17 protein-coding genes are annotated in these 20984 nt (G+C 67.5%); 15 read left to right on the top strand and 2 right to left on the bottom strand.

Annotated features, from left to right (window positions below):
- The coding region (locus tag HYG95_RS25055; RefSeq protein ID WP_305082202.1) for a hypothetical protein at window positions 1-183 on the bottom strand (183 nt) is incomplete at its 3' end.
- Window positions 184-311: 128 nt separating this feature from the next.
- On the opposite strand from HYG95_RS25055, the gene HYG95_RS20840 reads away from it, so the two are divergent.
- On the top strand, window positions 312-2138 hold the full coding sequence (locus tag HYG95_RS20840) for an N-acetylmuramoyl-L-alanine amidase (RefSeq protein WP_370465865.1): 1827 nt from the start codon (window positions 312-314) through the stop codon (window positions 2136-2138).
- Between the two features lie 131 nt (window positions 2139-2269).
- Here HYG95_RS20840 and HYG95_RS20835 read toward each other — a convergent pair whose 3' ends face one another.
- Window positions 2270-3106 carry an HAD family hydrolase gene (locus HYG95_RS20835; RefSeq protein WP_181700242.1) on the bottom strand — a complete coding sequence of 279 codons (837 nt, stop codon included), beginning with the start codon at window positions 3104-3106 and terminating at the stop codon, window positions 2270-2272.
- Between the two features lie 77 nt (window positions 3107-3183).
- Between HYG95_RS20835 and HYG95_RS20830 the strand changes: the two genes are divergently transcribed.
- The 14 genes from HYG95_RS20830 (at window position 3184) to HYG95_RS20765 (ending at window position 20956) form a co-directional block, all read left to right on the top strand.
- Entirely contained in the window at window positions 3184-4161 is a 978-nt protein-coding gene (locus HYG95_RS20830; RefSeq protein WP_181700240.1) for an ABC transporter permease, read from the top strand.
- Window positions 4158-5099: an ABC transporter permease gene (locus tag HYG95_RS20825; protein WP_181700238.1), complete on the top strand. Its 942-nt coding sequence runs from the start codon at window positions 4158-4160 to the stop codon at window positions 5097-5099. Before HYG95_RS20830 ends, HYG95_RS20825 begins: the two co-directional genes overlap by 4 nt.
- Window positions 5096-6940, top strand: a complete 1845-nt coding sequence (locus HYG95_RS20820; RefSeq protein ID WP_181700236.1) for an ABC transporter ATP-binding protein — start codon at window positions 5096-5098, stop codon at window positions 6938-6940. Before HYG95_RS20825 ends, HYG95_RS20820 begins: the two co-directional genes overlap by 4 nt.
- Before the next feature lie 16 nt (window positions 6941-6956).
- Window positions 6957-8648 carry an ABC transporter family substrate-binding protein gene (locus HYG95_RS20815; RefSeq protein WP_181700234.1) on the top strand — a complete coding sequence of 564 codons (1692 nt, stop codon included), beginning with the start codon at window positions 6957-6959 and terminating at the stop codon, window positions 8646-8648.
- Complete coding sequence (locus HYG95_RS20810) at window positions 8645-10333, top strand: ABC transporter family substrate-binding protein (RefSeq protein ID WP_181700232.1); 1689 nt, start codon at window positions 8645-8647, stop codon at window positions 10331-10333. Before HYG95_RS20815 ends, HYG95_RS20810 begins: the two co-directional genes overlap by 4 nt.
- Window positions 10334-10365: 32 nt before the next feature.
- Window positions 10366-12036, top strand: coding sequence for an ABC transporter family substrate-binding protein (locus HYG95_RS20805; RefSeq protein WP_181700230.1), 1671 nt, complete (start codon window positions 10366-10368; stop codon window positions 12034-12036).
- Window positions 12033-12764, top strand: coding sequence for a hypothetical protein (locus HYG95_RS20800; protein ID WP_181700228.1), 732 nt, complete (start codon window positions 12033-12035; stop codon window positions 12762-12764). The genes HYG95_RS20805 and HYG95_RS20800 overlap by 4 nt, the downstream gene beginning before the upstream one ends.
- Before the next feature lie 278 nt (window positions 12765-13042).
- Window positions 13043-13834, top strand: a complete 792-nt coding sequence (locus HYG95_RS20795; protein WP_181700225.1) for a FadR/GntR family transcriptional regulator — start codon at window positions 13043-13045, stop codon at window positions 13832-13834.
- A gap of 18 nt (window positions 13835-13852) precedes the next feature.
- Entirely contained in the window at window positions 13853-14632 is a 780-nt protein-coding gene (locus HYG95_RS20790; protein ID WP_181700223.1) for a sterol desaturase family protein, read from the top strand.
- Between the two features lie 136 nt (window positions 14633-14768).
- A complete protein-coding gene (locus HYG95_RS20785) occupies window positions 14769-16184 on the top strand; it encodes an MFS transporter (protein ID WP_181700221.1) in 1416 nt (471 codons plus the stop codon).
- A 52-nt stretch (window positions 16185-16236) separates the two neighbouring features.
- The gene (locus HYG95_RS20780) at window positions 16237-16437 is read left to right on the top strand and encodes a heavy-metal-associated domain-containing protein (protein ID WP_181700219.1); all 201 of its coding nucleotides are present in this window, start codon (window positions 16237-16239) and stop codon (window positions 16435-16437) included.
- A 20-nt stretch (window positions 16438-16457) separates the two neighbouring features.
- Window positions 16458-17387 carry a hypothetical protein gene (locus tag HYG95_RS20775; protein ID WP_181700217.1) on the top strand — a complete coding sequence of 310 codons (930 nt, stop codon included), beginning with the start codon at window positions 16458-16460 and terminating at the stop codon, window positions 17385-17387.
- A gap of 56 nt (window positions 17388-17443) precedes the next feature.
- Entirely contained in the window at window positions 17444-19693 is a 2250-nt protein-coding gene (locus HYG95_RS20770) for a cation-translocating P-type ATPase (protein ID WP_181700215.1), read from the top strand.
- Between the two features lie 138 nt (window positions 19694-19831).
- Entirely contained in the window at window positions 19832-20956 is a 1125-nt protein-coding gene (locus HYG95_RS20765) for a serine hydrolase (RefSeq protein WP_181700213.1), read from the top strand.
- The last annotated feature ends 28 nt before the right edge of the window (window positions 20957-20984 follow it).

The following is a 20984-nucleotide window of genomic DNA, read 5'->3' as shown; positions in this document are numbered from 1 at the left end:
GACGCCCCCCGGCGCCGACCACGGCGGTCCCGACGGCTCCCCCGGCCGCCGCGCCACCAGCTGCTCCCGCACCGGCACCCGGCGCGCCCGCGCCTGCCGCGCCACCTGCCGCAGCGCCGGCACCAGCCGCGCCACCCGCCGCAGCGCCGGCACCAGCCGCGCCACCCGCCGCAGCGCCGGCACCAGCCGCCCCCGTAGCTCCGCAGGGCCAAGCGCCCGCACCAGCCGAATCAGCTCCGGCGCCGGGCGCGCCGAACGGCCAGGCACCGGCAGCCCCCGCCCAGGCACCGGGCGCCCCGCAAGACCAAGCCGTGCCAGCTCCGCAGGCCCAGGTCCCGGCGGCCCGAAAGCTCCCCGGCGGAGCGAAATTCATCGCCGACCCGGAAAACCTGGAACCCGGCACCACCCCTGACACCCCGGCTCTCGCGCCGGGCGCGGTCGACCCGGAACTCGTCGACGAGGTCGGCGCCCAGGTCAAGGAGCTCACCCAGGAGACGCCGTTCAGCATGGTCGCGCTCACCGCGCGTGACCTGGTCAACACCACGACCAAGCTGCGCGCCCGCCAACCCGACGGCAGCTGGGGCCCCTGGTACAACGCCGATCCGATCGACACACGCGCCACCGATCAGACCCCGGCCGACGCACCGACCGGCACCGAACCGATCTACGTCGGCGAGACGACCGCCGTGCAGATGCTGGTGACCCGCAAGCCCACCGCGGGCCCGGATCACGACCCGGCGCACCTCACCGAGGCCGCGCTCAAGGCGGTGCTGATCAATCCGGGCCGGGCGGCGATCGATGCCGCGCTCAACGATGTGGCGGCAGCCCTGCCGGGCGGTGGTCCCAAGGTCATCACCCGCGCGCAGTGGGGTGCCGACGAGTCGATCCGCTGCCAGGAACCCACCTACGACGACGGCATCGGCGGCGTCACCGTGCATCACACGGCGGGCCGCAACGACTACAGCCGCGCCGAGTCGGCGGGTATCGTCCGCGCGATCTACGCCTATCACGCCGAGACGCTCGGCTGGTGCGACATGGGCTACAACGCTCTCGTCGACCAGTACGGACAGATCTTCGAGGGCCGCTACGGCGGCCTCGACCGGGACGTGCAGGGCGCGCACGCGGGTGGATTCAACGAGAACACCGCCGGTGTGGCGCTGATGGGCAACTACGAGAACGAGCAGCCGAGCAACGAGGCGATCACCGCGATCGGCCGTTTCATCGGCTGGCGCACCGGAATCGCCGGTCTCGATCCCGAGGGCGAGACCGTCATGTACTCCGAGGGCACCGAGTTCACCCCGTACGCCCAGGACGAGGCAGTGGAGTTGCCGGTGGTGTTCGCGCACCGCGACGTGGGCAACACCGACTGCCCCGGCGACGCCGCCTACGCCATGATGGACCGCATTCGTGCCATCGCCGCGGGCAATTCGGTCACCAACGACGCGTCGAGCAACCCGCATCGTCCGCCGAGCAATCAGGCGCGAGCTCCACAGGGCAACATGGCCGAGCTGGGCGCGCTGGTGGACAAGTTCCTCGGCCTGTCGAGTGAGAACCCGATCGCCAAGCACTGGGTGAGCCGCGGTGGTGCCGACGGCCCGCTCGGCGCGCCACAGGCGGACCTGCTCGCGGGCGCGGGTGGGCGTCAGTACGCGAAGTTCGCGAACGGGTTCGTGTACTCGGGCGAGAACGGTCAGGTGTTCGAGGTGGTCGGCGCGATTCTCGACCGCTACCTGAGCCTGGGTGCCGACGCGGGCGTGCTCGGCCCGCCGACGGGCAGTTCGTACCTGGTCCCGGACGGTCTGCGCACGGATTTCCAGAACGGTTCGCTGGTGCTCAACGAGCTCACCGGCATCGTCACCACCTTCTGGAAGACCTACAACGACACCTACGAGCAGGAGATGAACGGCAGCAAGCCGGAACAGGCGCCGCCGACCACCGCGCCGACGCTCGGCCTGACGGTCCCGGCCGAACCCGGCGCACCGGAAGCCGCCGCACCGACCGGCCCGCAGTCGTCGACCACGGTGCCACCGGCGGGTTCACCGGCGCCCGCCGGTCCGCAGGCGCCGGCCGTACAGCAGGCCCCTGAACAGGGCGTTCCAGCACAATCGGCGCCCGCCGAGCCTGCCCCCGTCGGCTGATCTACCGCAGCAACGACAGAGCCGGTGCGCTCCTTCGGGAGGGCACCGGCTCTTTGTCATCAGCCCGGAAAGTTCACCGGTTCGGCCCCTGGGCCCGTCGAGGCCGAGCACCGACAGCGCGACGGATGCGCCTAGGTCCACCACCGCTCGAGCACCATCGCCACACCGTCGTCCACATTCGTCCCGGTCACCTCATCAGCCGCCGCCCGCGCCTCGGGATGCGCATTCCCCATCGCCACCCCGTGCCCGGCCATCGTCAGCATCGGCACATCGTTGGGCATGTCCCCGAACGCGACGATCTCGTCCTCGCGCACGCTCATCCGCCGCGCCACCTCGGCCAGCCCGGACGCCTTGGTCACCCCTGGCACGGCGAGTTCGATCAGCCCGTGCTCGGTGGAGTAGGTGATCTCGGCACGGTCGCCGATCAGCGGGGCCAGCGCCGCGCGCATCTCGGAACTGCGGGCCGTGCTGAGCCGGATCAGCATCTTGATGGCCGGTGCGTCGATCACCTCGGCATGCGAGACGACGGTGTCGTCGGGATTGAGCCAGGCGTGTTCATATGTCGGCGAGCTGACGAACTGCGGCGTGGCGGCGTCGTGCGCGCTCACCCCCACCCGTTCGGCGGCGAGCCCGCATCCGGGTAACGCGCGTTCGGCGATCTCGGCGAGCCAGCCGAGGGTCTCGGTGTCGAGGGTGTGGCTGGCGAGCACGCGGTCGGTGGCGCTGTCGTAGACGACGGCCCCGTTTCCGCAGATGGCAAGCGGTGCGTAGCCGAGTTCGCTGACCACCGGGTCGATCCAGCGGGGCGGCCTGCCGGTGGCGAGCACGAAGGTGGCGCCGTCGGCGAGGACAGCGCCGACGGCGGCCTTGGTGCGTGGCGAAATCCGGTCGGCGTCGTCGATGAGGGTGCCGTCGACGTCGGTGGCGACCAGCTTCGGTTTCGGGTGCGTGCTCGTCATCGTTTCCATCCTGCCGCACGTCGGCACGCGGCGACGCGTGACTGTCCTTATGATCAGGGCTTGATTACCCGATCCAGAGGGGACTGATGACCGGCTTCTTGGTGCGGCGCGCGCTGAACTACCTCGTGCTCCTGTTGCTGGCTTCGTTTCTGACGTTCAGCCTCGCCTCGCTCACCTTCCGTCCGCTCGACAGTCTCGAGCAGCGCAATCCGCGCCCACCGCAGTCGGTGATCGACGCCAAGGCCGAGCAGCTGCATCTCGACGAGCCGATCCCACAGCGCTATCTCACCTGGCTCGGTGGTGTGGCGCAAGGTGATTTCGGGACGACGCTGGCCGGGCAGCCGGTGAGCGAGGAGCTCGGCAGACGGGTCGCGGTGAGTCTGCGGCTGCTGATCCTCGGTTCGATCATCGGCACCGTCCTCGGTGTGCTGATCGGTGCGGCGGGGGCGATCAGGCAGTACAAATTCAGCGACTATTTCTCGACGGTGTTGTCGCTGCTGATCTTGTCCACACCGATCTTCCTATTGGCGACTTTGCTGAAATACGGTGCGCTGGAGATCAATACGCTCACCGGCAGCCAGATATTCCTCTATACGGGTGAAACCTCGGCCACCGAGATCACCGGCCTGTGGAATCAGATCGTCGACCGCGTACAGCATCTCGTGCTGCCGACCTTGGCGCTCGCACTCGGCGGCATGGCCGGGTACAGCCGCTATCAGCGCAACGCCATGCTCGATGTCCTGCAGAGCGATTTCATCCGGACCGCGAGAGCCAAAGGCCTGACCCGTAATCGGGCGCTCTACAAACACGGCCTGCGCACCGCGTTGATCCCGATGGCGACGATTTTCGCCTACAGTCTCGGCGGTCTCATCACCGGCGCCACCTTCACCGAGAAGATCTTCGGCTGGCACGGTGTGGGTGAGTGGCTGGTCGATTCGATCAATGCCCAGGATCTGTACGTGGTGGTCACCGTGACCGCGTTCGCCGGGCTGGTGGTGCTCGTGTCGGGCCTGCTGTCCGATATCGTTCTCGCCCTGCTCGACCCGAGGGTGCGTGTGTCATGACCGAGACCGAACTGATCGTCGTCGGCGCGCCGGAGGTGGCGGCGGCCGGTCGCCGCAAATTGGTGTGGCGGCGTTTCCTGCGCAACAAGCCGGCCGTTGCCGGTGCGGTGATCCTGGTGCTGCTGCTGATCGCCAGTTTCGCGCTCCCGCCGCTGTTGCCCTGGGACTACCAGCAGATGGACTACAAGGCGCTGATGAAGCCGCCGAGCCTCGAGCACCCGTTCGGCACCACCCAGATCGGGCAGGACGTGCTCGCCCAAACCCTGCGTGGCCTGCAGAAATCGCTCGTCATCGGGTTCTGTGTCGCCCTGTTCTCCAGCGTGATCGCCGCGGCCGCCGGTGCGGTGGCCGGACTGCTCGGCGGCTGGACCGACCGGGCCATCATGTGGCTGGTCGACCTGCTGCTCGTGGTGCCCAGCTTCATCATCATCGCGCTGTTCGCCCCGCGCACCAAGGGTTCCGGGTCGATCGCGATCCTGATCGTGCTGCTCAGCGTGTTCGGCTGGATGATCGCCGCACGCATCATCCGTGGCCTCACCCTGAGCCTGCGTGATCGCGAATTCGTCCGTGCCGCACGGTATATGGGCGCGCCGACGCGCAAGATCATCGTGAGCCACATCGTGCCGAACATCGCCTCGATCCTCATCATCGACACCACCCTCGCCGTCGGCGCGGCGATCATGGCCGAAACCGGTTTGAGCTTCCTCGGTTTCGGTGTGCAGCCGCCCGATGTGTCGCTGGGTTCGCTGATCGCCGCGGGCACCAAGTCGGCGCTCACCTATCCGTGGTTGTTCCTGTTCGCCGGTGGGCTGCTCATCACGATCGTGTTGTGCGCCAACCTGGTCGGCGACGGTCTGCGTGACGCGTTCGACCCCGGTGCCCGTGGCGCGCGCAAGTGGCGCAAGGACAGCGCCGAGCGTAAGGACGAGAAGCGATGACCAATTCGACCGCACCGCTGCTGGAAGTCACCGATCTGCGCGTGTCGTTCCCCGGTGAGGAGGGCCGCGTCGAGGCGGTGCGCGGGGTGAACTACACCGTGTCCGACGGTGAGGTCCTCGCGATCGTCGGCGAGTCCGGTTCTGGTAAGTCGGTGTCCTCGCTCGCGGTGATCGGGTTGCTGCCCGAGCAGGCGCGGGTGCAGGGTTCGGTGCGGTTGCGTGGCCGCGAACTGCTCGGCCTGGGCGACAAGCAGATGTCGAAGCTGCGCGGTTCCTCGATCAGCATGGTGTTCCAGGACCCGCTCTCGGCGCTCACGCCGGTGTACCGGGTGGGCGATCAGGTGGCCGAGGCGCTGCTCGCGCACGGCAAGATGAACCGCAAGGAAGCCGGCGAAAAGGCTGTCGAGCTGCTCGAACTCGTCGGCATCCCCGACGCGCGGGTGCGCTCACGCGCCTTCCCGCACGAGTTCTCCGGCGGTATGCGTCAGCGGGTGGTGATCGCGATGGCCATCGCCAACGATCCCGCCCTCATCATCTGCGACGAGCCGACCACCGCGCTCGACGTCACCGTGCAGGCGCAGATCCTCGACCTGCTGCGCAAGGCGCGCGACATCACCGGTGCCGGCGTCATCATGATCACCCACGACATGGGTATCGCGGCGACGCTCGCCGACCGGGTCGCGGTGATGTACGCCGGAAAGGTCGTCGAAACCGCCCCGGTGACAGAACTTTTCGCGGGTCCGCGCATGCCGTACACGGTCGGCCTGCTCGGTTCCATCCCCCGCATGGACGGCCCCGCCCGCACCCCGCTGATCCCGATCGTCGGCGCCCCGCCCGCCATGCACGCCCTGCCGCCGGGGTGCTCGTTCGCGCCGCGCTGCCCCGTCTCGATCGACGACTGCACCGCCGCCGAACCCCCGCTCGAGCGGGTGAGCCCCGGCCATTCGGCGGCCTGCATCCGCACCGCCGAACTCGGCACACCGGAACTGTTCGACGCCTACCGCGCTGACATCGCGGCCCAACCGCATCCCGACCGCACCGACGACGACGTGGTCCTGCGGGTCACCGACCTGGTGAAAACCTTCCCGCTCACCTCGGGTGTGCTGTTGCGGCGGCGCACCGGCGAGGTGCGGGCCGTCGACGGGATCAGTTTCAGTGTGCGCGCGGGCCGCACCCTGGCGCTGGTCGGCGAGTCCGGTTCCGGTAAGTCGACGACGCTCACCCAGATCATGGATCTGGTTCGCCCCCAATCGGGTTCGATCGAGGTGCTCGGTCACGATGTCGCCACACTCACCAAGGCGCAGATCCGGGAGATCCGGCGCAAGATGCAGATCGTCTTCCAGGACCCGAGCGCCTCGCTCGACCCGCGCCTGCCGATCTTCGACGTGCTCGCCGAACCCTTGCGCATCGACGGCCGCTCCCGCGACGAGGTGAACAAGCGAGTGCCGGAGTTGTTGCGGCAGGTCGGGTTGCGGCCCGAGCACGCCGACCGGTACCCGTCGGATTTCTCCGGCGGGCAGAAGCAGCGCATCAGCATCGCGCGGGCGCTCGCGCTCGATCCGTCCTTGCTCGTCCTGGACGAACCGGTGTCGTCGCTGGACGTGTCGATTCAGGCCGGTGTGCTGAATCTGCTGCGCGATCTGCAGGCCGAACGGGGGCTGTCGTATCTGTTCGTGTCGCACGACCTGTCGGTGGTGCGCAATCTCGCCCACGACATCGCGGTGATGTTGCGCGGCAAGATCGTCGAATCCGGTCCGGCGGAGCAGATTTTCGCGAATCCTCAGCACGAGTACACCCGCTCGCTGATCGCGGCCGTGCCCGAACCCGCCGTGAGCGGCTGACCTTGGAGGAGACGCCATGAGAACCCGACGCCTACGCACGCACGGTGCCCGGCTGCGCTGTGCGGCCGTGGTGGTGGCCGCCGGGATGATCGTGGCGGGCTGTAGCGGCGGTGACGACGCGGCCGACGGGTACACCGGCGCGATCGGCAGCTCCATCGACATCAATCCCACCGACGTCGGGGAACTGCGCGAGGGCGGGAATCTGCGCCTGGCCGTCACCTCGTATCCGGCGAACTGGAACACGCTGTCCAACGACGGCAACGACGGGGAGATCGGCGAGATCGTGCGCGCCATGTTGCCGCGCGCGTTCGAAGTGGACGCGTCGGGCCAGCTGACGGTCGACACCGACTTCTTCACCGGCGTGGAGTTGACCAGCACCGACCCGATGCGGGTGACGTACACGATCAACCCCGCGGCGGTGTGGTCCGACGGTACGCCCATCACCTGGGAGGACATCGCCGCCCAGGCCAACGCGCTGAGCGGGCGCGACAAGCGGTACCTGATCGCGATCACCAACGGTTTCGAATTCGTCGAGAAGGTGGAGCGCGGCGTCGACGACCGGCAGGCCGTGCTCACCTTCAACACCCCCTACGCCGACTGGCGCGGACAGTTCGCGGGCAACACCACCCTCTACCCGAAGTCGGTGACCAGCACGCCCGAGGCGTTCAACACCAGCCTTGCCGATGCGATGGGTGTGTCGGCCGGACCGTTCATCGTCACCGGAACCGATCGCGGTCAGGGCCGGATCACGCTGGGCCGCAACCCCCGCTGGTGGGGTGACAAGCCGGTGCTCGACACCATCACCTACTCGGTGCTCGACCATTCGTCGTGGGTGCAGGCATTGCAGAACAACGAACTCGACCTGGTCCGGCTGACCACCCTCGAAGATGTGCAGACCGTGCGCGGCACCGATGGACTCGTCGTGCGCCGCGCACCGGGTAACCGGTGGCGCCACATCACCTTCAACGGCGCACCCGGCTCGATCCTGGCCGATCAGGGTGTCCGCGTGGCTATTTCGAAGGCTATCGACCGTCAGCACATCGTCACCGCCCTGCAGAGCGGTCTCGTCGAACAGCCGACCCCGTTGAACAACCACATCTTCCTGCAGGGCCAAAAGGGTTACCAGGACAACAGTCTCGGCTTCGAACCCGACGCCGCCGCCCGCGAACTCGACGCCCTCGGCTGGAAACTCAACGGCGACGTGCGAGAGAAGGACGGCCGCAAACTCGTCATCCGCGACGTGATGTACAACGACCCGACCTGGGTGCAGATCGCCCAGATCATCCAGCAGAACCTGGCCGCGATCGGCGTCGGCCTCACCATCGACACCAAACCGGGCGCGGGCTATTTCACCGATGTCATCCAGCCCGGCGACTTCGACGCCGCCCAATTCATCTTCCAGGGCGACCCGTTCCCCCTGAGCAGCATCCGCCAGATCTACTACTACGACCCCAACGACCTGCAGGGCAACTACGGCCGCATCGGCTCCCCTGAACTCAATGCGCTCATCGAACGCACCCTCACCGAACTCGACCCGGAAAAGTCCATCGAACTCGCCAACCAAGTCGACCGCAAAGTCTTCGAAGAAGGCCATTCCCTGCCACTCATGCAAACCGACGGCAGCGTCGGCGCCCGCTCGACGCTGGCCAATATCGGTTCACCGGGACTGGCCACCTACGACTACACGAAGATCGGATTCCTGAAATGACCACAGCTACCTATGGTTCCCGGCTGCGTCGCGCCGGATTTCGCGTCGCCGCACCAGTGGCGGCGCTGACGCTGCTGCTCGGTGGTTGTGGTTCCGGTCCCGAGCTGGAGACCGGGTCGAGTTCGATCACGGCGATGAACGACATCAACCCCAAGGAACGCGACGAATTGCGGGACGGCGGCAATCTCCGCCTGCCGCTCACCGGTTTCCCACCCACCTTCAATGCCAATCACATCGACGGCGACAGCGAGGTGAGCGATGTGGTCGGGTGGACTCTGCCCGGCACCATCAATGCCGACGCGGCAGGCAACATCACGGTGGACCACAATTATTTCACCGACGTGCAGCTCACCAACACCGAGCCGCAGCAGGTGACGTACACGATCAATCCGAAGGCGGTGTGGTCGGACGGTTCGCCCATCACCTGGGAGGATCTGAAGTCGCAGGCACATGCTTTGAGTGGTCGCGATCTCGGTTATCAGGTGTCGGCGACGCAGGGCTACGACCGCGTCGAGAAGGTCGAGCGCGGCGTCGACGACCGGCAGGCGGTCGTCACCTACGCCAAGCACTACGCCGAATGGCAGGGCCTGTTCAATCCGCTGTACCCGAAGCAGAGCACCGCAACGCCCCAGGCCTTCGACGACATGTACCGCAACGAAATGCCGCTGTCGGCGGGGCCGTTCATGGTGACCGGGATCGACCGCGCGCAGCAGCGCATCACCTTGAACCGCAACCCGAAATGGTGGGGTGACACCCCGAAGCTCGACACGGTCACCTACAGCGTTCTCGACTATTCGGCACGTCTGAACGCTCTGCAGAACAACGAACTCGACGCTGCGACGGTTTCGGGCATCGATGAAGTGAAGACCGCGAGCAATTCCCCCGGCATCAAGGTGCGCCGCGCCCCCGCGCCGCGATTCTCGCACTTCACCTTCAACGGCGCGCCCGGTTCCATCCTGGCCGACCCGAAGCTGCGCGTCGCGATCTCCAAGGGCATCGACCGTCAGGCCATCGCCACCGCCACCCAGAACGGCGTTGTCACCGACCCGAAGCCGCTGAACAACCACATCTATCTCGACGGCCAGAAGGGCTATGAGGACAACGCGCAGTCGGTGTCCTACGACCCCGCCGAAGCGGCGCGCATGCTCGACGAACTCGGCTGGAAACTCAACGGTGACGTCCGCGAGAAGGACGGCCGCAAGCTCGAGATCCGCGACGTGATGTACCAGCAGGACAGCTGGGTGCAGATGGCCCAGATCGCGCAGCAGAACCTGGCCCAGATCGGCGTGAAACTGCACATCGAGACCTACCCGGGCAACGGCCTGTTCACCGATGTCATCGACCCGGGCAATTTCGATATCGCGCAGTTCACCTGGTCCAAGAGCATTTTCCCGCTCGGTGCGCTCCCGCAGATCTACGCCTACAACCCGGAAAACCCGCTGAGCAACAAGGGCCGCATCGGCTCGCCCGAGCTGAACGCCCTGATCGAGGAGATCATCTCCGAGCTCGACCCGGAGAAGGCGATCGAAATGGCCAACAAGGCCGACCGGATCATCTTCGAATCCGGTTTCTCGCTGCCCATCGTGCAGTCGGCGGGCACGGTCGCGGTGCGCGAAACCCTCGCCAATTACGGTGCCTCGGGCTTGGCTTCCTACGACTACACCAAGGTCGGCTTCGTCAAGTGACCTCGGCCCGCTTACGGAAAGGGCGCAACCCCATGCGAATTCGCTCGCTCGGTACCCGATTCGCGGTGCCATGTGTGGCAATCGGCCTGATCCTGTCCGGGTGTTCGGGCGACACCGGCGGTTCATCCGGCACCAACCTCATCGGCAGCAGCAACGACATCAACGCCCACGATGTGGCCGACCTGCGCGACGGCGGCAATCTGCGGCTGGTGCTCTCCGCGCTGCCGGAGACGTTCAACTACTTGCAGGTCGACGGGACCACCGACAACACCGGCGATGTGATCGAGCCGCTGCTGCCTTCGGCGTACACCAGCAATGCCGCGGGCGAATTGTCCATCAACCACGACTATTTCACCGACATCCAGCTCACCGGCACCAACCCGCAACAGGTGACCTACACGATCAATCCGAAGGCCGTGTGGTCCGACGGGACGCCGATCACCTGGGAGGATCTGCGCTCGCAAGCGGCGGCGCTCAGTGGCCGTGACCCGGCGTATCTGATCTCGGCGACCAGCGGATTCGAGCGTGTGGAGAAGGTGGAGCGCGGTGTCGACGATCGGCAGGCCGTCGTCACCTTCTCGCAGCCGTATGCCGAATGGCAGGGCCAGTTCATTCCGCTGTATCCGAAGGCGAGTACCGAATCGGCCGCGGCGTTCAACGACCGTGACCGCAACGGTCTCGTGGTCAGCGCGGGGCCGTTCCAGATCAGCTCGATCGACCGTACCCAGAATCGGATCGTCCTGTCACGCAATCCGGCCTGGTGGGGCGCGACACCCAAACTCGACACGATCACCTTCAGCGTGCTCGACTCGTCGGCCTGGCTGCCCGCCATCCAGAACAACGAACTCGACGTCGCCTACATGTCCGGCATCGAGAATGTCACCGGCGCCAAGCAGGCGGCAGGCGTGGTGCTGCGGCGCACGCCGGAACCGAGCTGGTCGCACATCACGTTCAACGGCGCACCCGGTTCGCTGCTCGAGGACCCGCAGTTGCGGATCGCGCTGTCCAAGGCGATCGACCGGCAGGGCATCGTCAACGCCGCGCAGAACGGTGTGGTCGACGATCCGAAGCCGCTGAACAACCACATCTACATGCAGGGCCAGAAGGGGTACCAGGACAACTCCGGACCCATCTCCTTCGACCCCACCGCGGCGGCGAAGATGCTCGACGACCTCGGCTGGAAACTCAACGGTGAGGTCCGTGAGAAGGACGGGCGCAAGCTCGAACTCCGCGATGTGATGTACCAGCAGGACGGCTGGGTGCAGACCGCGCAGATCGTGCAGCAGAACCTGGCACAGATCGGCGTGAAGCTGAACATCCAGACGGTGCCGGGCGCAGGGCTTTTCAAGGACGTCATCGACCCGGGCAATTTCGAACTGGCCCAGTTCAGTTGGGGCGGAAGCGTGCTGCCGCTCGGCGCGTTGCCGCAGATCTACGCCTACGACCCGAACAACCTGAAGTCCAACAAGGCCCGGATCGGGTCGCCGGAGCTGAACGCGCTCATCGAACGCACGATCTCCGAACTCGATCCCGACAAGGCACGCGAACTCGCCAACGAATGCGACAAGCTGATCTTCGCTTCCGGCTATTCGATTCCGCTGCAACAGGCTTCGGGCACCTATGCCGTGCGGGAGAACCTCGCCAACTACGGAGCGTTCGGGCTCGCGTCACCCGACTACACCAAGGTCGGCTTCCTGAAGTGAGCCTGCGCGCCCTCACCTATCCACTGGCGGTCACGTGCGGCACCCTCGTCGTCATCGCGGCGTGGGTGCCGTTCGCCGACCTGGATCAGGTGAGTGCGCTGGCGGTGGTGGCGTTGGGGGTGCTCGGGTACACCGGCTATCAGATGGCGCTGGCGTTCGGGGTTCTGCCGAGCGGGGCAGTGACGCGACTGGGTGAGACCGGCGGAAGTGGGATCGCCGGGCGTCAGGGCGAGTCGAGCGAGGTTGCACCGAATCATCGGGATGCCGCAGGTCGGCAGGGTGCGAGCGGGATCGCGACGGGGCGGCGGGTTCGGCAGCAGCATCGGCTGGTGAGCCGGTCGTTTCTGGAGATCAGCGTGGGTGAGCGCACGGTGTGGCAGCCGGTGTTCTACGAACCGGCGCTGTCCACCCTCACTCCCACCGACCTGGACATCACCCCGCGGTCGATTTCCGCGGGCTCGACCCGCTTTTTCCCCTCCGGCCGGGCACGCTCCACCGAACCGCCGGGCAAACTCGTCGACAACCCCACCCGTCCCGCCGACCCACCCGCTTTCACCCCGACCCGCCGCCTGATCCTCGACGCCCAATCCACGGTCGCCGCCCCTTTCGCCGGCCTCCTCTGGGTCTACGTCATGAACGGCGGCCTCCCCGCCTTCATCGGCGCCACCACCGTCGCCGCCGCCACCGCCACCTGGCTCTCCGCCATCCGAGGATCCGACCCCAGCTGAACGGTTGATCACCACGATGTGGTGGCCGCATCGGCCGAGTAGTTTCCGTCACCAGAGCGTGGTGATCGCGCGCCCCCGATTCGTTGAACGTGGGGCGAGTACCGGTCGGGCGGTGCGACAGTCGCGGCTGTGGTCGCCTTCGAACCGCTACCGCCCAAGCCTGCGCCGAAGCGGGATTTTGCCTGCTCAGACTGATAGCCGTCCCGCCCGAGGTTCCATGCTTCGACGGACTGGTCTTACCACTTGACCAGCTGGCCAGACGAGCGCATGCTTGGGTCATGGCGTGGACTCCTGTTGTGAAGCGGTCGGTATCCGGGGACGTGTTCGAGCAGATTGCCGAGCAGGTGCTGGGTGAGGAGCTGGCGGTGGGGAGTTCGTTGCCGAGTGAGCGGCAGCTGGCCGAGGCGCTGGGGGTTTCGCGGCCTGCGGTGCGGGAGGCGTTGCAGCGGTTGGCGGCGGCTGGTTTGGTCTCGGTGCGGCAGGGGGAAGCGACGACTGTGCTGGATTATCGGCGCAGTTCAGGGCTGGAGGTGTTGCCACGGCTGTTGCTTCGGGGGGAATCGATCGATCCGGCGGTCGCGCGGAGCATTCTCGAGGCGCGGTTGCACAACGGGCCCAAGATCGCCGAGCTCGCCGCGCGCCGGGTGCGCAGGGAGGCCGCTCGTGGGGGCGGCACGACCCCGTCGGCCGAGGCCGCGGCGGCGCCCATCGCGGAACCGGAATCGGCGGTGTACGGCGAGTTGACGCTCCTGCACGACTCGGTCGAAAGGCTTGTCGCCGAGTCGGATCCACTCACCCAGCAGCGGATCGCGCTCGAATTCTGGGATCACGTGCTCGATCTCGCCGACTCGATCGCGTTCCGGCTGATGTATTCCATGCTGCGCGCAGCCTATGAACCCGCGTTGGCCGCGCTCGCGCCGATCATGTCCGCCGAGGTGGGCAATGGGGGCGCGTATCGAGACCTGGCCGCCGCGATCGACGCGGGCGAGCCGGAACGGGCCGCCGAATGCGCTCGGGCACTGCTCGAGCCGGCGACCACCGCTCTCATACATGCCCTCGACGGGGCATGATCCACCCGAGGAAGCACCATGACTACTGACCGTCCGACAACGTCGTCGCACGAAACCACCACCGGCACAGGCGAGAAGGCTCCCGAACGGACCGGCGCAGGCTCCGCCGAGCATGCGCATCGCACGAAGCGAAGCGAATCCGCAGGCAGCTCGGGCCGAATTCGCCGCAGCGCGACCCTGGGCGCGGCGGCGCGAGAATTCCTTCGGCATCCGTCGCCGTGGATGATCGGCGCGGTACTGATCGCCGCTTTGGTCGCACGCGTCCTGGTCGGGGATTGGCAGCTCACCGACGCACTGGTGCCGATCCTTATCCTGGCGGCATTCCCGCTGATCGAATGGGTCATCCACGTCACCGTGCTGCATTGGCGACCGAGGCATCTCGGCCCGGTGACCCTCGACAGCGAGCTGGCCCGCAAACACCGCGCGCACCACGTCGACCCCCGTGACGTGCCACTGATCTTCATCCCACCGAAGTCGTTGCTGCTCACCATCGTCGCCCTGGTGGCGATCGCGCTGCTCGCGTTCCCGCGCCTCGGCCTCGGCCTCACTTTCCTGCTCACCATCACCGTCCTCGGCCTGCTCTACGAGTGGACGCACTACCTGATCCACACCGACTACAAGCCGAAACATGCCGCGTATCGGGCGGTTTGGCGCAATCATCGCCATCACCACTACAAGAACGAGCACTACTGGTTCACGGTCACCACCACCGGCACGGCCGATCGACTGCTCGGCACCGCGCCGGACCCGGCAACCACGCCGACCTCACCGACCGCCCGAAACCTGCACGCCCACTGACCCTCCCTCCCAACGCCCGGCCCGCACCTGCGAGCCGGGCGTTTGTCGTTCGAGCGAATCCACTCTTGACACCTTTATACCCTAGGGGGGTAAGGTACCGTCCACGAGACGCACTCCGCTCGAAAGGACGAAAGTCGTGACTACGCAATCGCAATCCACCCGCAGATGGTGGGCGCTGGCGGTGATCGCCGCCGCGCAATTCATGGTCATCATGGACACCTCGATCATCGGGATCGCGCTGCCCAAGATGCAGGCCGAACTCGGCTTCACCCCCGGGAATCTCACCTGGGTCTTCAATGCCTACGTGATCGCCTTCGGCGGTCTGCTCCTGCTCGGCGGCCGGCTGTCGGACCTGTTCGGCGCCCGGCGGGTGTTCGGGGCGGGCTGGCTGGTGCTGGCCGTCGGCTCGGTGATCGCCGGTGCCGCGGGTTCGGTCGGCGTCGAGCTGGCCGGTCGGGCGATCCAAGGAGCCGGTTCGGCGCTGATCGCACCGTCGGCGCTCACGCTGCTGATGATGTTGTTCGGCGGTACGCCGCAGGAACTCACCAAGGCACTCGCGGTGTATGGCGCGGCCGCGCCTGCAGGCGGTACGGCGGGCGTGTTCCTGGGTGGCGTCATCACCGAATATGTGAGCTGGCCTTGGGTTTTCTACATCAATATCCCGATCGCCGTGCTCGCGCTGATCGCGGTTCCGCTGTTGATGCCCGCCGCGCCCGCCCGTAAGGGATCCATCGACCTCGCCGGATCCGTCACTGTGACAGCCGGTTTGGCCGCCGCCGTGTACGCCATCGTGCAGGCGCCGGAGGTCGGCTGGGCATCCGGGCAGACCTGGGGCGTGCTTGCCGTCGCCGCCGCCTTGCTCGCCGGTTTCGTCGCCATCCAGTCGCGCCGCTCGGAACCGCTGATGCGGCTGAGCATCTTCCGCGCACCGAACCTGGCCGCCGCCAACTTCGCCCAGTTCGCGCTGGCCGCCGCGTGGGTGCCGATGTGGTTCTTCCTCAACCTGTACCTACAGCAGGTCCTCGGCTACAGCGCGTTCCCCTCGGGCGCGGCGCTGCTGCCGATGACGACGCTCATCATGCTCGGCATGGTCGTGCTCGCCCCCAAGGCGATGCAGCGATTCGGCGCCAAGCCGATGATCGTGACCGGCCTGGTGGTGCTCGGTCTCGGCCTGGGCATCATGTCGCTGGTTCGCCCCACCGGCAACTTCTGGGTCGACGTGCTGCCGGCCTCGCTGGTGGCCGCGGGCGGTATGTCGCTGGCGTTCATCCCCTCGCTCGGCACCGCCATCTCGGCGGCGCGGCCAGAGGAGGGCGGGCTCGCCTCGGGCATCGTCAATGTCAGCTACCAGGTGGGTTCGGCGCTCGGCCTGGCCGCGATGACGGCGGTGGCGGCCGCGTTCGGCGCGGGTGAACTGGGCGATCCGACGGCACTCACCGACGGCTACTCCGCAGCCTTCCTCGGCGCGGGCCTGCTGGCCCTGGCCGGCGCGGGCATCGCGGCGGCGACCCTGCGCAGCCCCGCCGAGGACAAGCCCCCCGCCCAGGTTTGACAACCTACCCTAGGGGGGTATGGTAATGATGACGACAAAAGAGGAGAACAGCATGAGCACCACCGTGACCGTCACCGGTATGACCTGCGGCTGCTGCACCAACAAGGTGCGCGACAAGGTCGGCGCCCTGCCCGGCGTCACCGGCGTCGAGGTCGACCTGGCCGCAGGCTCGGTGACCATCGACGGCGCCACCCCCGACCGCACCGCCCTCGCCGACGCCGTCACCGCGGCCGGCTTCCAGCTCGCAGACTGAACCCGAAACGGAGCATCCCAATGAACGCAACAGGCAAGTTCGCCGGATTCACCCTCGGCCTCGCGGCGGTCTTCGGGATCGCTCTGGGTGTCGGCGCCCTGGTCGGTCCGGAGCCCACGCAGGCTCCGGCCGGGCACGGGGAGCACGCGGCGGCGGCACCGGCCGGCGACCTGCCCGGTGGCCTGCTGGTCACCGACCAGGGCTACACACTGGCCCTGGACACGACGGTCGTGAAGAGCGCGGCGCAGACGCCCGTCTCGTTCCGCATCCTCGACGCGACCGGCGCACCGCTCACCGAGTACAAGACCAGCCACGACAAGGACCTGCACCTGATCGTGGTCCGCCGCGACATGGCCGCCTTCCAGCACGTCCACCCGGTTCTCGACGCCGCGGGCACCTGGTCGGTGCCGCTGAACCTGAGCCGTGCGGGCGACTACCGGGTGTTCGCCGACTTCACCCCGGCGGGCGGGTCGAACCTGACCCTCGGCGCCGACCTGCGCGTGGCAGGCAACTATGACGTGCAGGCGCTGCCCGCCCCGGCGACCACCGCGAAGGTCGGCGAGTACACCGTCGCCCTGAACGGCACGGTGAAGCCGGGCGAGTCCTCGAAGGTCACGCTGTCGGTGAGCCGCAACGGCATCCCGGTCACCGACCTGCAGCCCTACCTCGGCGCCTACGGCCACCTGGTCGCCCTGCGCGCCGCCGACCTCGCCTACCTGCACGTTCACCCCGAAGGCACACCCGGCGACGGCGTGACACCGGCCGGTCCCGGCATCGACTTCGTGGTGAACGCGCCGAGCGCGGGCGACTACCGCCTGTTCCTCGACTTCCAGCACCAGGGCGTGGTCCGCACCGCCGAGTTCACCCTGCGCGTCGCCCAGTCGGGTGCGAGCACTCCCGCCCCGACCAGCGCACCGGCCGACCACGGCACCCCCGGCCACGGCCACTGAGCACCAACCGCAAACCTTCAGCAAGAATCGATATCAGGAAACGATCGGAGCATCCCATGACCGCCGTGACACACCCACCGGGCACCGGCCAGGTAGAACTGGTGATCGGTGGCATGACCTGCGCTTCCTGCGCGAACCGCATCGAGAAGAAGCTCAACAAGCTCGACGGCGTCACCGCGACCGTCAACTACGCCACCGAGAAGGCGCGCGTGGATGTCACCGGTGACGTGTCCCCCGAGGACCTGATCGCCACCGTCGAGCAGGCCGGCTACACCGCGGCACTGCCCGCCCCGAAGCAGCCCGAGACCACCGACGCGCCCACCGAGGACGACCCGACCGCGTCGCTGCGCACCCGCCTGCTGGTGTCGCTGGTCCTGACCGTCCCGGTGATCGCGATGGCGATGATCCCCGCTCTGCAGTTCACCAACTGGCAGTGGCTCTCGCTCACCCTGGCCGCACCGGTCGTGATCTGGGGCGCGCTGCCGTTCCACAAGGCTGCCTGGACCAACCTGAAGCACGGCACCGCGACCATGGACACCCTGGTGTCGATGGGCACGCTCGCCGCGTTCGGGTGGTCGCTGTACGCCCTGTTCTGGGGCACCGCGGGCACACCGGGCATGACGCACCCGTTCGAATTCACCATCGCCCGGATGGACGGCACCGGCAGCATCTACCTCGAGGCCGCCGCGGGCGTCACCACGTTCATCCTGGCCGGACGCTACTTCGAGGCCAGGTCCAAGCGCCGCGCCGGTGCCGCGCTGAAGGCGCTGCTCGAGCTGGGCGCCAAGGACGTGGCCGTGGTGCGTAACGGCGTGGAGACACGAATCCCGGTGGAGCAGTTGGCTGTCGGTGATGTGTTCGTCGTCCGCCCCGGTGAGAAGATCGCCACCGACGGTGTGGTGACCGAGGGCAGTTCCGCTGTCGACGCCTCGATGCTCACCGGCGAATCGGTGCCGGTGGAGGTCGGCGTGGACGACACCGTCACCGGTGCGACCGTGAACGTCGGCGGACGACTCCTGGTGCGCGCCACCAGAATCGGCTCCGACACCCAGCTCGCCCAGATGGCGCAGATGGTCGAGGACGCCCAGACCGGCAAGGCACAGGCCCAGCGACTGGCCGACAAGATCTCGGGCATCTTCGTCCCGATCGTCATCGCGCTGGCCGTCGCGACTCTCGGGTTCTGGCTCGGCACAGGCGGTTCCATCGCCGCCGCGTTCACCGCCGGAGTCGCGGTGCTCATCATCGCCTGCCCGTGCGCCCTCGGCCTGGCCACCCCGACCGCACTGATGGTCGGCACCGGACGCGGCGCCCAGCTCGGCATCCTCATCAAGGGCCCCGAGATGCTGGAATCGACCCGCAAGGTCGACACCATCGTGCTGGACAAGACCGGCACCGTCACCACCGGCAAGATGACCCTGCTCGACGTGATCCCCGCCGAGGGTGAAGAGCGCGCCCGCGTGCTGGAACTGGCCGGTGCGCTGGAGGATTCCTCGGAGCACCCGATCGCCCAGGCGATCGCCAAGGCCGCACGCGATGCCGGAACGTTGCCCGAGGTGGAGGGTTTCGCCAATATCGAGGGTCTCGGCGTGCAGGGTGTCGTCGACGGTCACGCCGTGATCGTGGGCCGGGCTCGGCTGCTGGCCGACTGGTCCCAACCCCTCGGTGACGACCTCGCCACCGCCATGGCCGACGCCGAATCGACGGGCAAGACCGCCGTGGCGATCGGCTGGGACGGCAAGGCACGCGGCGTGCTCGTGGTCGCCGACGCGGTGAAACCTACCTCCGCACAGGCCATCGCGCAGTTCCGCGAGCTCGGCCTCACCCCGATCCTGCTCACCGGCGACAACACCCGCGCGGCGAACGCCATCGCCGCCGAGGTCGGCATCGAACAGGTGATCGCCGAGGTGCTGCCGCAGGACAAGGTGGAAACGGTGAAGCGGTTGCAGGCCGAGGGCAAGGTCGTCGCCATGGTCGGTGACGGTGTGAACGACGCACCCGCCCTGGCCCAGGCCGATCTCGGCCTGTCGATGGGCACCGGCACCGACGTGGCCATCGAGGCCGCCGACCTCACCCTGGTGCGAGGTGACCTGCGGGCCGCGGCCGACGCGATCCGCCTCTCGCGCCGCACCCTGGCCACCATCAAGGGCAACCTGTTCTGGGCTTTCGCCTACAACGTTGCCGCGATCCCGCTGGCCATGGCGGGCCTGCTCAACCCGATGCTTGCCGGTGCCGCGATGGCATTCAGCTCGGTCTTCGTGGTGAGCAACAGCCTGCGGCTGCGACGGTTCAAGTCGACGGCCCAGTAGGTGCTCGGTGCGGGGCGGCAGTCGACTGCCGCCCCGCATTCATGTGACTCAGATCACTCTTGAGGTTGACCCGAGGTCAGGGTGGAGCCTTGGTCGCAGCGGCAGGAAAAGCCGGAAACGCGAACAGGAGCGACCATCATGACCATCACCGAAAACACCGCGGCCCAGCACCGTCCAGAACTCACCAAGATCCTCGACGACATCGTCGGGTCCGGTTTCCTCGCCGCCTCGCTGCGCGTGCACGACAGCCAGGGCGAATGGGTCGGCAGCGCCGGCGTGAGCGAACTCGGTGGCACGACCGCAGCGCCGGTCGACGGTCACGTCCGCATCGGCAGCAACACCAAGCCCTTCACCGCGACCATCGTCCTGCAACTCGTCTCCGAGGGCCTCATCGACCTCGACGCGCCGGTCCTGAGCTACCTGCCCGACTACGCGCTCGACGAGCGGGTCACCGTGCGAATGCTGTTGCAGCACACCAGCGGCATCTTCAACATCACCGGTGAGCCGTCCGAGGACGGCAGCATCAGCGGCGGTGTGCCGTCGACCATCTCGGGCAAGGAGTGGGCCGACAAGCGGTTCCACACCTACACCCCCGCCGAGCTGGTGACCTTCGCGCTCGGCAAGCCCGCCCGGTTCGAGCCGGGCACCGGCTGGAGCTACTCCAACACCAACTACATCATCGCCCGGCTGGTGGTCGAGGCCGTCACCGGCCGCACCCTCGCCGAGGAGGCACAGCGGCTGATCCTCGGTCCGCTCGGCATGACCGGCACCGTGCTGCCCGGTACCTCGACCGACCTGCCCGAACCGCACCCGCACGCCTACTACCGCTACACCGACGGCGACGAACAGCACACGATCGACGTCAGCGAGCACAACCCCTCGTGGGTCTGCACCGGTGGCGACATGATCTCCACGACCGCCGACCTGCACACCTTCATCAGCGCCCTGGTCGGCGGCAAGCTGCTGCCCGAACCGCTGCTGGCCGAGATGCTCACCACCCACCCCACCGGCATCCCGAAGATGGACTACGGACTCGGGGTGTTCGTGCAGGAAACCGAGGGCGGCGTCACCGTGGTCACCCACAACGGCGGGATCGCCGGGTACGCGATGCTGATGTACAGCACGCCCGACGGCGCGACCACCATGACCGCGTACCTCACCTACGTCGACGACGCCGAGATGTCGATGGCACCGGCTTTCCAGGTGGCACAGAAGGCGCTGGTAGACGCGGCGTTCGGTGGCGAACCCGACGCGGTGGCCTGAAATCCGCAGGCGCACAAGGCAAGCTGAT

The sequence above is a fragment of the Nocardia sp. GTS18 genome (genome assembly GCF_013839555.1).
GTDB lineage: Bacteria > Actinomycetota > Actinomycetes > Mycobacteriales > Mycobacteriaceae > Nocardia > Nocardia rosealba.
Note: the sequence above shows the minus strand (reverse complement) of the source record. Positions and strands in the feature narration are given on the sequence as shown.

Excerpts from the sequence above, each read along its gene's own strand:
- HYG95_RS20780 (WP_181700219.1), top strand. The coding sequence starts at position 16,237 with ATGAGCACCACCGTGACCGTCACCGGTATGACCTGCGGCTGCTGCACC.
- HYG95_RS20795 (WP_181700225.1), top strand. The coding sequence starts at position 13,043 with ATGGCGTGGACTCCTGTTGTGAAGCGGTCGGTATCCGGGGACGTGTTC.
- HYG95_RS20770 (WP_181700215.1), top strand. The coding sequence starts at position 17,444 with ATGACCGCCGTGACACACCCACCGGGCACCGGCCAGGTAGAACTGGTG.
- HYG95_RS20820 (WP_181700236.1), top strand. The coding sequence starts at position 5,096 with ATGACCAATTCGACCGCACCGCTGCTGGAAGTCACCGATCTGCGCGTG.
- HYG95_RS20765 (WP_181700213.1), top strand. The coding sequence starts at position 19,832 with ATGACCATCACCGAAAACACCGCGGCCCAGCACCGTCCAGAACTCACC.
- HYG95_RS20775 (WP_181700217.1), top strand. The coding sequence starts at position 16,458 with ATGAACGCAACAGGCAAGTTCGCCGGATTCACCCTCGGCCTCGCGGCG.
- HYG95_RS20835 (WP_181700242.1), bottom strand. The coding sequence starts at position 3,106 with ATGGAAACGATGACGAGCACGCACCCGAAACCGAAGCTGGTCGCCACC.
- HYG95_RS20815 (WP_181700234.1), top strand. The coding sequence starts at position 6,957 with ATGAGAACCCGACGCCTACGCACGCACGGTGCCCGGCTGCGCTGTGCG.
- HYG95_RS20830 (WP_181700240.1), top strand. The coding sequence starts at position 3,184 with ATGACCGGCTTCTTGGTGCGGCGCGCGCTGAACTACCTCGTGCTCCTG.
- HYG95_RS20805 (WP_181700230.1), top strand. The coding sequence starts at position 10,366 with ATGCGAATTCGCTCGCTCGGTACCCGATTCGCGGTGCCATGTGTGGCA.
- HYG95_RS20825 (WP_181700238.1), top strand. The coding sequence starts at position 4,158 with ATGACCGAGACCGAACTGATCGTCGTCGGCGCGCCGGAGGTGGCGGCG.
- HYG95_RS20810 (WP_181700232.1), top strand. The coding sequence starts at position 8,645 with ATGACCACAGCTACCTATGGTTCCCGGCTGCGTCGCGCCGGATTTCGC.
- HYG95_RS20790 (WP_181700223.1), top strand. The coding sequence starts at position 13,853 with ATGACTACTGACCGTCCGACAACGTCGTCGCACGAAACCACCACCGGC.